This window comes from Streptomyces rubellomurinus, assembly GCF_000961885.1.
In the GTDB taxonomy this organism is placed as follows: domain Bacteria; phylum Actinomycetota; class Actinomycetes; order Streptomycetales; family Streptomycetaceae; genus Kitasatospora; species Kitasatospora rubellomurina.
This window is the reverse complement of sequence record NZ_JZKH01000091.1, coordinates 1-11,463: the sequence shown is the minus strand read 5'-3', so window position 1 is coordinate 11,463 and position 11,463 is coordinate 1. Positions and strand designations below refer to the sequence as shown.

The 11,463-nt window shown below is 72.7% G+C and carries 11 protein-coding genes; 7 read left to right on the top strand and 4 right to left on the bottom strand.

Features of this window, described 5'->3' with window-relative positions:
• The first annotated feature begins 237 nt into the window (after nucleotides 1–237).
• The 3 genes from VM95_RS31090 (at nucleotide 238) to VM95_RS31080 (ending at nucleotide 3,568) form a co-directional block, all read left to right on the top strand.
• On the top strand, nucleotides 238–1,179 hold the full coding sequence (locus VM95_RS31090; protein ID WP_045703113.1) for a carbohydrate ABC transporter permease: 942 nt from the start codon (nucleotides 238–240) through the stop codon (nucleotides 1,177–1,179).
• The gene (locus tag VM95_RS31085) at nucleotides 1,176–2,072 is read left to right on the top strand and encodes a carbohydrate ABC transporter permease (protein WP_244179012.1); all 897 of its coding nucleotides are present in this window, start codon (nucleotides 1,176–1,178) and stop codon (nucleotides 2,070–2,072) included. The genes VM95_RS31090 and VM95_RS31085 overlap by 4 nt, the downstream gene beginning before the upstream one ends.
• Nucleotides 2,073–2,170: 98 nt before the next feature.
• On the top strand, nucleotides 2,171–3,568 hold the full coding sequence (locus VM95_RS31080) for an ABC transporter substrate-binding protein (protein ID WP_045703111.1): 1,398 nt from the start codon (nucleotides 2,171–2,173) through the stop codon (nucleotides 3,566–3,568).
• An 88-nt stretch (nucleotides 3,569–3,656) separates the two neighbouring features.
• Here the strand turns inward: VM95_RS31080 and VM95_RS31075 are convergent, their stop codons facing one another.
• Together VM95_RS31075 and VM95_RS39305 are read right to left on the bottom strand one after the other, a co-directional pair.
• Nucleotides 3,657–3,932, bottom strand: a complete 276-nt coding sequence (locus tag VM95_RS31075) for a helix-turn-helix domain-containing protein (protein ID WP_045703109.1) — start codon at nucleotides 3,930–3,932, stop codon at nucleotides 3,657–3,659.
• A gap of 93 nt (nucleotides 3,933–4,025) precedes the next feature.
• Nucleotides 4,026–4,499, bottom strand: coding sequence for an LppU/SCO3897 family protein (locus VM95_RS39305; protein WP_052706742.1), 474 nt, complete (start codon nucleotides 4,497–4,499; stop codon nucleotides 4,026–4,028).
• 211 nt (nucleotides 4,500–4,710) lie between these two features.
• Here VM95_RS39305 and map point away from each other — a divergent pair, with 211 nt between their 5' ends.
• From map to VM95_RS31055, 3 genes are all read left to right on the top strand, one after another.
• The gene (gene map / locus VM95_RS31065) at nucleotides 4,711–5,478 is read left to right on the top strand and encodes a type I methionyl aminopeptidase (protein WP_045703106.1); all 768 of its coding nucleotides are present in this window, start codon (nucleotides 4,711–4,713) and stop codon (nucleotides 5,476–5,478) included.
• Between the two features lie 127 nt (nucleotides 5,479–5,605).
• Complete coding sequence (locus tag VM95_RS31060) at nucleotides 5,606–7,129, top strand: alpha/beta hydrolase (protein ID WP_045703104.1); 1,524 nt, start codon at nucleotides 5,606–5,608, stop codon at nucleotides 7,127–7,129.
• Between the two features lie 171 nt (nucleotides 7,130–7,300).
• Nucleotides 7,301–9,592: a transglycosylase domain-containing protein gene (locus VM95_RS31055; RefSeq protein ID WP_078860811.1), complete on the top strand. Its 2,292-nt coding sequence runs from the start codon at nucleotides 7,301–7,303 to the stop codon at nucleotides 9,590–9,592.
• Nucleotides 9,593–9,628: 36 nt separating this feature from the next.
• Here the strand turns inward: VM95_RS31055 and VM95_RS31050 are convergent, their stop codons facing one another.
• Nucleotides 9,629–10,240 (bottom strand): hypothetical protein, encoded by a 612-nt coding sequence (locus tag VM95_RS31050; protein WP_157882247.1) that lies wholly within the window; start codon nucleotides 10,238–10,240, stop codon nucleotides 9,629–9,631.
• 21 nt (nucleotides 10,241–10,261) lie between these two features.
• Nucleotides 10,262–10,810 carry an RBBP9/YdeN family alpha/beta hydrolase gene (locus VM95_RS31045; protein ID WP_045703100.1) on the bottom strand — a complete coding sequence of 183 codons (549 nt, stop codon included), beginning with the start codon at nucleotides 10,808–10,810 and terminating at the stop codon, nucleotides 10,262–10,264.
• Nucleotides 10,811–11,079: 269 nt separating this feature from the next.
• On the opposite strand from VM95_RS31045, the gene VM95_RS31040 reads away from it, so the two are divergent.
• On the top strand, nucleotides 11,080–11,463 hold a 384-nt coding region (locus tag VM95_RS31040; RefSeq protein WP_045703098.1), incomplete at its 3' end, for a DJ-1/PfpI family protein.

Below are 11,463 nucleotides of genomic sequence, written 5' to 3'. Positions count from 1 at the left end.
CTCAACACCCCCGCATCACAGGGGTGTTGAGCCGTTCCGCGTTCCCCGGCGCGCCCCCGCGCCCGCCACGCAGGCGCAGCCGTCGCGGCCGCGGCCCGTCCGCGCACGACCGGCCGAATCTGACGCGAACGCGTAATCCCGCTGACACCCGCTGCTCATCGTGGGGTTTCCGCGCCGTCGTTCGGGCAAGACACGGTTTCGGCCGGAACCGACATACGAAAGGCGGACGCGCAACCCATGCCGACCGCACCGCACGCCGCGGCCCCCCGGGGCCGCACCCCGTCACCACGTCAGCGAGGGCGGCGCTGGGGCGAACACGGGCTCGCCTGGGCCTTCCTGCTGCCCTCCCTGGTGGTCTTCGCCCTCTTCATCGGCTACCCGCTGGGCCGGACCCTCTACCTGAGCGCGCACGCCAACGACCTGTTCGGCGCGCCCTCGAAGTACGTGGGGCTGAAGCACTACACCGACCTGCTCAGCTCGGCCGACTTCGCCGACACCCTCCTCACCACGGCGCTGTTCACGCTGCTCACCGTGGTCCCCGGGGTGCTGGGCGCGCTCGTGCTGGTGCTGCTCCTGGAGAACCGGATCCGGGGCGTGCGGCTGCTGCGCTCCGCCTTCGCGCTGCCGTTCGCCTTCTCGGTGGCGAGCGCGTCGGTGGTCTTCGCGGTCTTCTACAACCCCGCCAGCGGCGTCCTCAACGGCCTGCTCTCGCAGGTCGGCCTCGGCCCGATCGGCTGGCTGACGGACTCCCGGTACGCGCTGGTGTCGGTCGCCGCCACCACGGTGTGGATGAACCTCGGCTACAACGTGCTGGTGCTCTCCGCCGGCATCGGCTCGATCCCCACCGAGATCGTCGAGGCGGCCCGGCTGGACGGCGCCTCGGGCCTGCGCCTGGCCCGCTCGATCACCGTGCCGATGCTCGGCCCGAACCTGTTCTTCCTCACCGTGGTCTCCACCGTCCACTCACTGCAGAGTTTCGGCCAGATCCACATCCTCACCAAGGGCGGGCCGGACAGCTCCACCAAGACGCTCGTCTACTCCGTCTACGAGAAGGCCTTCGCGTACGGTTCCAGCGACTTCGGCCGGGCCAGCGCCCAGGCCGTGGTGCTGCTCCTGGTCGTCCTCGCCTGCACGGCCGTCCAGTTCGGCGTCCTGGAGCGGAAGGTGCACTACGCGTGAGTCTGACCACCACCGAGGCCCCCGAGCAGGCCGGGCCCGCGCCCGTCCGCCCGCGCCCGTTCGCCGGCCGCTCCCCGCGCGACCTGCTCGGCCGCGCCGTCGTCTACCTGCTGCTCGCCGTCGCCGTGCTCACCGTGGTCTTCCCGGTGTACTACGCGATCGCCGGCGCCTTCATGGGGCCGTCCGAACTCTCCAGCTACCCGCCCGCGCTGGTGCCGCACTCGCTCACCGGCCGGAACTTCACCGGGGCGGTCGACGCGATCCCGCTGGTGCGCCAGTACGCCAACTCGGCGCTGGTGGCGACGGTCATCACGCTCGCCCAGCTGGTCACCTCGATCCTCGCCGCGTACGCCTTCGTCTTCCTGCCGATGAAGGCGCGGGCCGTGGTGTTCGGAGTGTTCCTGGCCACGCTGATGGTCCCGTGGGAGGCCATCATCATCCCCAACTACCTGACGCTGTCGGACTGGGGCTTCGGCAACACCTACTTCGGCCTGGTGCTGCCCTTCCTCGCCAGCGGCTTCGGCACCTTCATGCTGCGCCAGTCCTTCCGGCAGCTGCCCGGCGAACTGCGCGACGCCGCGCGGATCGACGGCGCCGGCCACTGGCGCTTCCTGTGGCGGGTGGTCGTGCCGCTCAACAAGCCGGCCCTCGCGGCGCTGTCGATCTACGTGTTCCTGTCCGCCTGGAACCAGTACTTCTGGCCGCTGATCATCACCCGCACGGCGGAGATGCGGACCCTGCAGATCGGTCTGACCTCGCTGCGCGACTCCGAGATGGCCGACCCCGGCCTGATCCTGGCCGGCGCCGTCCTGTCGCTGCTGCCCACGCTCGCCCTGGTGGTCTTCGGCCAGCGCTTCATCGTCCGCGGCCTCACCGCGGGCGCCGTCCGGTGACCGGGCAGCCCGTCGTCCCTTCTCGCCTGTCGTCCCTTCCCGCCAGTCGTCCCCTCCCGTCCAGTCGTCCCCTTCCCTCCAGTAGAGAGAGAACCCCCGTGAAGAAGAGTGCCCGCGCGCTCGCGGCCCTGCTGGTGGCCGGCCTGTCCCTGACCGCCGTCACCGCCTGCAGCTCCTCCGGCTCCGACTCGGGCTCCGGCGCCGCCGACGGCGCCCCCGGCGCGCAGGCGCTGGACCAGGCCTCGGGCGTCACCACCGTCGAGTTCTGGCACTCGATGACCGGCAAGAACGCCGACGTGCTGAACGGCCTGGTCAGCCAGTTCAACGCGGCCCACCAGGGCAAGATCGAGGTCAAGGCGCAGTTCCAGGGCAAGTACGACGAACTGGTCACCAAGTACAAGGCCGCGGTGCAGCAGAAGGGCACCCCCGCCCTGGTGCAGGTCTACGACATCGGCACCCGGTTCATGATCGACTCCCAGCAGACCGTTCCCGCGCAGGCCTTCGCCGACAAGGACGGCTACTCGCTGGACGACCTCGACGCCAACATCCGCAACTACTACTCGGCCGGCGGCAAGCTCGTCTCGATGCCGTTCAACTCCTCGATGCCGCTGCTCTACCTGAACGACGACGCGTTCAAGGAGGCCGGCCTCGACCCGGCGCAGGCGCCCAAGGACCTGGCCGGGCTGGGCGAGCTGGCGAAGAAGCTGACCAAGAAGGACGCCGACGGCAAGACCGTCCGGTACGGCTTCGGCGCCGCGATCTACGGCTGGTTCGTGGAGCAGCTGCTCGCCGAGTCCGGCACCATGTACTGCGACAACGACAACGGCCGCACCAGCAAGGCGGGCAAGGTCGTCTTCGACTCCGACAAGGGCGCCGAGATCGTCCAGTGGTGGGCCGACCTGGTCAAGGGCGGGTACGCCGCCAACACCGGCCGCAACACCGACGACGCCCAGGCCGCCTTCAAGGCCGGCACCGTCGCGATGCACCTGGAGTCCACCGGCGTGCTGCGCGGCTACAAGGAGGCCGCCAAGTTCGAGGTCGGCACCGCCGCGTTCCCGAAGACCTCCGCCGCCGACCAGGGCGGCCCGGTGATCGGCGGCGCCTCGCTGTGGATCAGCGGCCCCGGCCACTCGGACGCCGAGAAGCGCGCCGCCTGGGAGTTCGAGAAGTTCGTCACCTCGCCCGAGCAGCAGGCCGCCTGGCACACCGGCACCGGCTACTTCCCGGTCAACAAGAAGTCCCTGGACGACCCCAAGGACAAGGAGTGGGTGGCCAAGTACCCGCAGTTCCAGACGGCCATCGACCAGCTCAAGGCCACCAAGCCCACCCCGGCCACGGCCGGCTGCCTGCTCGGCGTCATGCCGCAGGCCCGCAAGGGCGTGGAGACCGCCATCGAGCAGACCATCGCCGGCACCAAGCCCGCGAAGCAGGCGCTGGCCGACGCGGCCAAGGAGATCCAGCCCGCGATCGAGAGCTACAACAGCTCGGTGGGGTGACCGCTGCCGGCCCGTGAACAGTGACGGCCCGCCCGGCACGCTGCTGCGTGCCGGGCGGGCCGTCGTCGGTCGGGCGGAGCGGGCTCCGTCACGCCGACAGCGCCTCGCCGCCGGCGTCCTCGGGCAGGGCGCAGGCCGCCGCCAGCTCGTCCAGCGAGAGGTCGAGCGCGAAGGCCAGCGCGGCGATCGTGAAGAACGAGGGCGTCGGCGCCCGGCCGGTCTCGATCTTGCGCAGCGTCTCCGCCGACACCCCGGCCACCGCCGCGATCTCGACCATGCTGCGCTCGCCACGCGCCTCGCGCAGCAGCGCCCCGAAGCGCTCGCCGCGCTCGCGCTCCCACGGGGAAAGCGGAGTCCTCACCATGGCGAGGAGTCTACGGCCATCGACGCCCGGCGGGCGGGGCGGTCGGTGACCGGGGTCGGCGCCCAGGGCCAGTGTCCAGGGCCAGTGCCCGGGTCAGTGCTCCGCGGGCCAGGAGGGGAGGTCCTTGATCGGGCCGCCGGGCCGGGCGGTGTTCACGGCCAGGCAGAGGGTGACGATGGAGGAGCGGCGCTCCTCGGTGTACGAGCCGAAGACCTCGTCCGGCTCGGAGTCGCACGGGTGCTTGTCGTGCTCGTCGTGGACGACCTTGGTGACCTTGAAGTCCGCGTTGGGCTTCGTGCAGTCGACGAGCTCCATCTTCGGCTTGGTCCCGTTGCCGAGGTCGTGCACGCAGTCGCCGGCCTGGGCGGCCGCCGGTTCGGACTTCTCGGCGAAGCCGGCGACGGTCAGGGCGCCGGCGACCAGCACGACGAACAGGGCCGGGCCCCATGCGCGGCGGCCGAAGCGGCGCAGCCGGGAGGGCTGGGCCGGGGTGGGGAGTGCGGGGTGCTCGGGCTGCTGGGCGGCGGGCTGGGTCGCGTCGGCGGAGTCGAGCGGCGGGGTGGTCACGGCAGGTCCTTGAAATTCAGATCATCAGAGTGTGCGGCCGAACACTAGCGGATCCCGGGCCGTCAGGCGTCACGAATTCCCTGGTGAGCGGCCTGCGGCCGCGCCGTGCGTCGTCCCCGCCGAGCGCCCGGCCCGCCGCCGGTGACGTCCGTTCACCATCGACCGTGATACAAATACCGGTATAAGAATTGGATCCAGGGGAGGGGCCGTCATGGTCGAACTCAAGTCGGACACCGCACTCGCCGCGATGCGCGAAGCCGGACGGGTGGTGGCCCGGGCACTGGCCGCCGTCCAGGAGACGGCCGACGTCGGCGTCAGCCTGCTGGAGCTGGACGAGGCGGCGCGCGCCGTCCTCCGGGCCGCCGGGGCCACCTCGCCGTTCCTCGGCTACCGCCCGTCCTTCGCGCCCGTCCCCTTCCCGGCCGTCATCTGCGCCTCCGTCAACGACGCCGTCGTCCACGGCATCCCGGACGGCTACCGGCTGCGCGACGGCGACCTGGTCAGCATCGACTGCGGCGCCGTCCTCGACGGCTGGGCCGGCGACGCCGCCGTCAGCTTCACCGTGGGCACCGCCCGCCCCGAGGACACCGCCCTGATCGCGGACGCCCGCCGCGCCCTGGAGGCCGGCATCGCCGCCGCCGTCGTCGGCAACCGCACCGGCGACATCGCCCACGCCATCGGCACCGTCGCCAGGGCCGGCGGCTACGGCCTGCCCGAGGACTTCGGCGGCCACGGCATCGGCCGCCGCATGCACGAGGACCCGCACGTGCCCAACGAGGGCCGCCCCGGCCGGGGTTACCCGCTGCGCGCCGGCCTGGTGCTCGCCATCGAGCCGATGCTCACCCGCGGCGGCCGCGACGACCACCGCACCGACCCGGACGGCTGGACGCTGCGCACCACCGACGGCAGCCGCGCCGCCCACGTCGAGCACACCGTCGCGATCACCGAGGACGGCCCGCGCATCCTCACCCTGCTCTGACGGCCTGTCGGTCCGCTTGAGCGGCCGGCCGGGGGTGAGCCGGAGGCGAGTCGGGGGGAAACCCCCACCCCCGCTCGACCGGCTGTCCGGATGGGCCCAAGTCACCAGCCCCAGCAGACTCTTGGGCATGTCGATTCCCCAGCGCACCCTCACCGCCGCAGCCGCGGCCGTCCTCGCCGCCACCGTCCTCGGCACCCTGACCGCCGCCCCCGCCTCCGCCGCCGACCAGCGGCACGGCCGCCACGACGGCCTCGCCTGGACGGACTGTCCGAGCAAGCCGGGCCCGCCGCACGACCCGGCCCAGCGCTGCGCCGCCCTCGCCGTCCCGCTGGACTACCAGGACCCGGACGGCGAGCAGCTCACCCTCACCGTCTCCCGGATCGCCACCGCCAAGCCGGGCCTGCGCCAGGGCGTGCTGCTGATCATCCCCGGCGGCCCCGGTGAGGACGGCCTCGACCGCCCGAGCCGGGCCGTCCAGCAACTGCCGCAGGAGGTGAAGGACCGCTTCGACCTGGTCGGCTTCGACCCGCGCGGCGTCGGTGCGTCCACCCCGGTCAGCTGCGGCCTGGACCACGACGACCTGGCGCCGGTCAGGCTCCGCCCCTGGCCCGCCCCGGACGGCTCGATCGACGGGAACCTCGCCCTCGCCCACCGCTTCGCCGACGCCTGCGCCCGCAACGGCGGCCCGGTGCTGCGCAGCATCTCCACCGCGAACGAGGCCCGCGACATCGACCGCGTCCGCCGCGCCCTCGGCGAGCGCCGGATCTCCGCCTGGGGCACCTCGTACGGGTCGTACGCGGGCGCCGTCTACGCCACGATGTTCGCCCGGAACACCGACCGGATCGTGCTGGACAGCAACGACGACCCGGACCCGTCGAAGGTCGGCCGCAACTGGCTGGCCGCGTACGGGCAGGGCGTCGAGGACCGCTTCCCGGACTTCGCCCGGTGGGCCGCGGCGCCCGGCAACCCGGACCGGGTCGCGGACACCCCCGAGGAGGTCCGCCCGCTCTTCCTCGACCTCGCCGCCCGCCTCGACCGCGCGCCGCTGCCCTGGCCCGGCGCCGACCCGGCCGAGCTGAACGGCAACGTGCTGCGCGGCGCCATGCTGCAGAGCCTGTACGCGGACGCGCGCTTCCCCGACCTCGCCCGCCTGATGCTGGCCGGTCTGGGCCGCCGCCCGCTGCCCGCGCCGGACGTGATGCCCCCGCAGGCCGAGCCGGTGGCGCAGAACCACATCGCCGCCTCCGCCGCCACCCTGTGCAACGACGTGTCCTGGCCGGCCGATCCGGCGGCCTACGCGAAGGACGTCGCCGCCGACCGCGCCGCCCGCCCGCTCACCGCGGGCATGCCGGTCAACGTGATGCCCTGCGCCTTCTGGCCGTTCGCCCCCGCCGAGCCGCCGGTGCGGGTGACCGACCGCGGCCCCGCCAACGTGCTGCTGGCGCAGAACCTGCGCGACGTGGCCACGCCGTACACCGGCGCGCGCAGGTTGGCGGCGGCGTTCGGCGAGCGCGCCCGGATGGTCACCGTGGACTCCGGCGGCCACGACGTGTACCGGGCCAACGGGAACGCGTGCGGCGACGCGGTGGTGACGGACTTCCTGGTCACCGGCCGCCGGCCGGCCGAGGACGTGTCCTGCCCGGCCGGCTGACCCGGCCGGCCGACCCGCGGGGGAGGGGCAAGGGTGGTGGACGAACGGCCCTTGCCCCTCCGTGGACGACCGTTCGACGCTCGCGAATGCGTCGAAGCTGTCGCGATTTTGTGACAATCGTTCGCCAACAGGCCGCCCACGCAGGCGTTTCGCGGCCTTAATCTTCCGACTATGTCACCGAAGAGCCGCATACCTGCCCAGGACCCGGGCGACACCTGGGTGCCGCGCCCCCGACGCCGTGAGACCCCGATCGGACTCCTCGGCCACGCGGGCAAGTTCCTCGGCAGCAGCGTGCTCGGCGGCATCCTGCTCGCGGGCATCGTGCTCCCGGCGGCCGGCGCGATCGGGCTCGGCGCGAAGAGCGGCGCCGAGAGCTTCGACAGCATCCCCGACGACTTCAAGACCCCGCCGCTCACCCAGGCCACCCAGATCTTCGACGCCAAGGGCGGCCTGATCGCCAAGGTGTACGAGCGCGACCGCACCGTCATCCCCGCCGAGCAGATGTCCCCGCTGATCCGCAAGGCGCAGGTGGACATCGAGGACGCCCGCTTCTACGAGCACGGCGCCGTGGACCTCAAGGGCGTGCTGCGCGCGATCACCAAGAACGCGGAGAGCGGATCCGCCGTCCAGGGCGCCTCCACCCTCACCCAGCAGTACGTGAAGAACGTCAACGTCGAGAAGGCGGGCGACGACCCGGACGCGGTGCGCGAGGCCCAGCGCAAGACCCTCGGCCGCAAGATCCAGGAACTCCGGTACGCCATCAAGCTGGAGGAGGACCTCACCAAGGAACAGATCCTCACCAACTACCTCAACATCACCTTCTACGGCCACCAGGCGTACGGCATCCAGGCCGCCTCCCAGCGGTACTTCGCCAAGGACGCCAAGGACCTCACCCTCGCCGAGGCGGCGATGCTCGCCGGGCTGGTGCAGAACCCCTCCCAGTACGACCCCAAGCTGCACCCGGTGGCCGCGCAGAAGCGCCGGGACACCGTCATCGACAAGATGCTGGAGCAGAAGCACATCACCGCCGACCAGGCGAAGGAGGCGAAGGCGGCCCCGCTCGGCCTCAACTACCGCGACCCGCAGAACGGCTGCATCACCGCCCGGGCCGGCGTGGGCTTCTTCTGCGACTACGTGCGGCGGGTGGTCAAGCAGGACCCGGCCTTCGGCAAGAGCGCCGCCGAGCGCAAGAAGCTGTGGGACACCGGCGGGTTGAACATCTACACCACGCTCGACCCGGACAAGCAGGCCGCCGCGCAGAACGCCGTCTCCACCAAGGTGTACGTCACCGACCCGGTCTCGGCCGCGATGACCATGGTCGAGCCGGGCACCGGGAAGATCCTGGCGATGGCCCAGACCCGCCCGTACGGCCTGGCCAAGGAGAAGAACGAGACCGTCGTCAACTACAACGTGGACGCGGGGATGGGCGGCGGCATCGGCTTCCAGCCCGGCTCCAACTTCAAGCCGATCGTGGCCGCCGCGGCCCTGGAGGCGGGCCTGCCGCCCACCCAGAGCTACGACTCGCCGAACCGGATGGACTGGCCGACGATGACCACCTGCGGCGGCACCTGGAAGAACGTCAACAAGGGCAAGAAGGACGGGGTGATCCCCAACGAGAGCCCGCGCGAGAAGGGCCCGTACCAGCTGAAGGAGGCGATGGCGCTCTCCGTCAACACCTACTTCGTGCAGATGGAGCAGGAGATCGGCCTCTGCGCCGTCAAGCAGATGGCCAACAAGCTCGGCGTCACGGCCAAGGCGAGCGGCGACCCGCTGGAGGAACTGCCCGGCCTCGGCCTCGGCACCGAGGAGGTCACCCCGCTGACCATGGCCAACGTGTACGCCACCTTCGCCGCCCGGGGCACCTACTGCGCGCCGCTGGCGATCAGCCGGATCAGCACCGTCGACGGCAAGGACGTCCCGGTGCCGGCTCCGCGCTGCGAGGCCGTGATGTCCGAGAACACCGCCGACGTGATCAACACCGTGCTGCTCGGCGTGACCGAGAAGGGCACCGGTAAGGACCTCGGCCTGGACGACGGCCGGCAGATCGCCGGCAAGACCGGCACCACCGACGAGAAGAAGTCGGCCTGGTTCACCGGCTACACCGGCAACCTCGCGGGCTCCGTCTGGCTCGGCAGCCCCGGCACCAAGGTGCCGATGCGCAACATCCGGATCGGCGGCGAGTACCAGGCCGAGGTGTTCGGCGCGACCGGGCCCGGCCCGATCTGGCGGAAGGCGATGAGCGACGCCGTCCAGGGCCTGCCGGAGAAGAACTTCACCACCGTCTACATCCCGGACCCGCCCAAGCGCGACCCCAACTGCCCCACCACCGGCCCCACCTCCGGCGCCGGCTGCACCGGCGGGGCCACCCCGGGCGGCACCGGCAAGCCGCGCGGCGGCGACCCGGTCGGCCGCTCCGCGCCGTCCGCCCCGCCGGCCGACCAGCCGGACGACGGGAGGCAGTGATCCTCCGCTGACCCCGTCCGGACACCCGGGCGGGGGTCAGCGTGCCTCGATCGGCTCGCCGCTGTCCTGGTCGAGGTTGAACACCCGCCGGTAGGAGTCCGTCACCACGGTGATCTGGTCCCGGTCCGTCCAACTCGCCGTCACCAGCCGGGAACCGTCCGGCCCGCCGCCGATCTCGGCCAGCGACCAGCGGCGCGCCGACCAGCCCTCCCCGGCCTCCAGCAGCACCTGCCACCGCTCCCCGCCGCCCGGCCCGGCCGGGAACTCGCGGTGCACCACGACCAGGGTGCGCGCCGGCACGGCCGGGGCGTCCTCCCGGCTGCGGGTCTCGGCGGCCGACACCTTGTGCGCGGTCAGCACGCCGAGCAGGAACACCACCCCGGCGGTCACCGTGACCGCCCGGGTCGCCTGCCGGACGGCGGTGCGGCGGTCGCCCAGCCAGGCCGCCGCGATCAGCGCGGCCAGCGCCGAACCGAGCAGCAGCTCCGGCTGGTTGAGCAGGTCAGCGACCAGCATCCGCCCGCCCGAACGGCTCTCCCACTGCCCCTCGGTGTACAACAGCACCGCGGCCACCCCGGTCGCGGCCAGCACCCGGACCAGGACGCGCCTGGCGCGGCGCCGCCCGGGTTCCCCACCTGTTCCGATCACTTCATCCCCCCGGTCACGGTGTCACAGTTCGGCGAGCAGTGCCCGGCCCTCCGGCCAGTCGCCCAGCCCGGAGGCCGAGTTGAGGTGCCCGTACGCCCCCGGCTCGACGTACCGGGCACCCCACGCCGCGGCGAACGCCCGGGCCCGCTCCGGCCGCACCCACGGGTCGTCCGTCGAGGACACGACGACCGTCGGGAACGGGAACGGCGCCAGCGCCACCGGACGGAAACCGACCAGCTCCGGCACCTCGGCGGTGTCGACGTCCGCCGGGGCGACCAGCAGCGCGCCCCGCACGGCGGCCGTCCGCTCGGCGGAGGCACCCGCCACCCAGCGCGCCGCCGTCACGCAGCCGAGGCTGTGCGCGACCAGCACCACCGGCCCGTGCGCCGCCGCCCCGGCCACCGCCGCGTCCACCCGGGCCACCCAGTCCACCGGCTCCGGGTGGTCCCAGTCGGCCTGCTCGACCCGGCGGAAGGCCGCCGGCTCGGCCGCCTCCCAGCGGGACTGCCAGTGCTCGGGCCCCGAGTTCTGGTAGCCGGGCAGGACGAGGTAGGTGGTGCGGTCCGGCAAGACGGTCCTCCGGGAGCGGATCGTTCGTACCGCGGCTGGGCCGCGGTCGGGCACCTGGAGTCTAGGCCGCGCCCCCGCCCGCCGCCGCAGCCGGTCACCCACCCGGCGCGCACCGCCCGCCGCCAGCGCGCACGGGCGACCACGCGCCGTGTCGCACCCGGTGCGCCCTGTTGCCAACGGGCCCGCCGGTACGCAAGGTTGGACCCGGCCCCGGGCAGGCCCGCCCGAAGGCCCGATCACGGGCACGACCACGTGGAGGAATGTCGGCGATGGCAACCAAGATCCTGCTCGTCACCGGGGACGCCGCCGAGTCGCTGGAGGTGTTCTACCCGTACCAGCGGCTGCGCGAGGAGGGCTACCAGGTCGACATCGCGGCCCCGACCAAGAAGCGCCTCCAGTTCGTGGTGCACGACTTCGTCGACGGCTACGACACCTACACCGAGAAGCCCGGCTACACCTGGCCCGCCGACATCGCCCTCGCCGACGTCGAACCGGCCGACTACGCCGCCCTCGTCATCCCCGGCGGCCGCGCCCCCGAGTACCTGCGCAACGATCCGCACGTGCAGCGGATCGCCCAGCACTTCTTCGCCGCCGACAAGCCCGTCGCCCAGATCTGCCACGGCCCGCTGATCCCCGCCGCGGCCGGCCTGCTG

Bases quoted from the DNA above. Each gene is read 5' to 3' on its own strand.
- VM95_RS31060 (WP_045703104.1), top strand. From the start codon at position 5,606: ATGTCGATTCCCCAGCGCACCCTCACCGCCGCAGCCGCGGCCGTCCTC.
- VM95_RS31075 (WP_045703109.1), bottom strand. From the start codon at position 3,932: ATGGTGAGGACTCCGCTTTCCCCGTGGGAGCGCGAGCGCGGCGAGCGC.
- VM95_RS31090 (WP_045703113.1), top strand. From the start codon at position 238: ATGCCGACCGCACCGCACGCCGCGGCCCCCCGGGGCCGCACCCCGTCA.
- map (WP_045703106.1), top strand. From the start codon at position 4,711: ATGGTCGAACTCAAGTCGGACACCGCACTCGCCGCGATGCGCGAAGCC.
- VM95_RS31055 (WP_078860811.1), top strand. From the start codon at position 7,301: ATGTCACCGAAGAGCCGCATACCTGCCCAGGACCCGGGCGACACCTGG.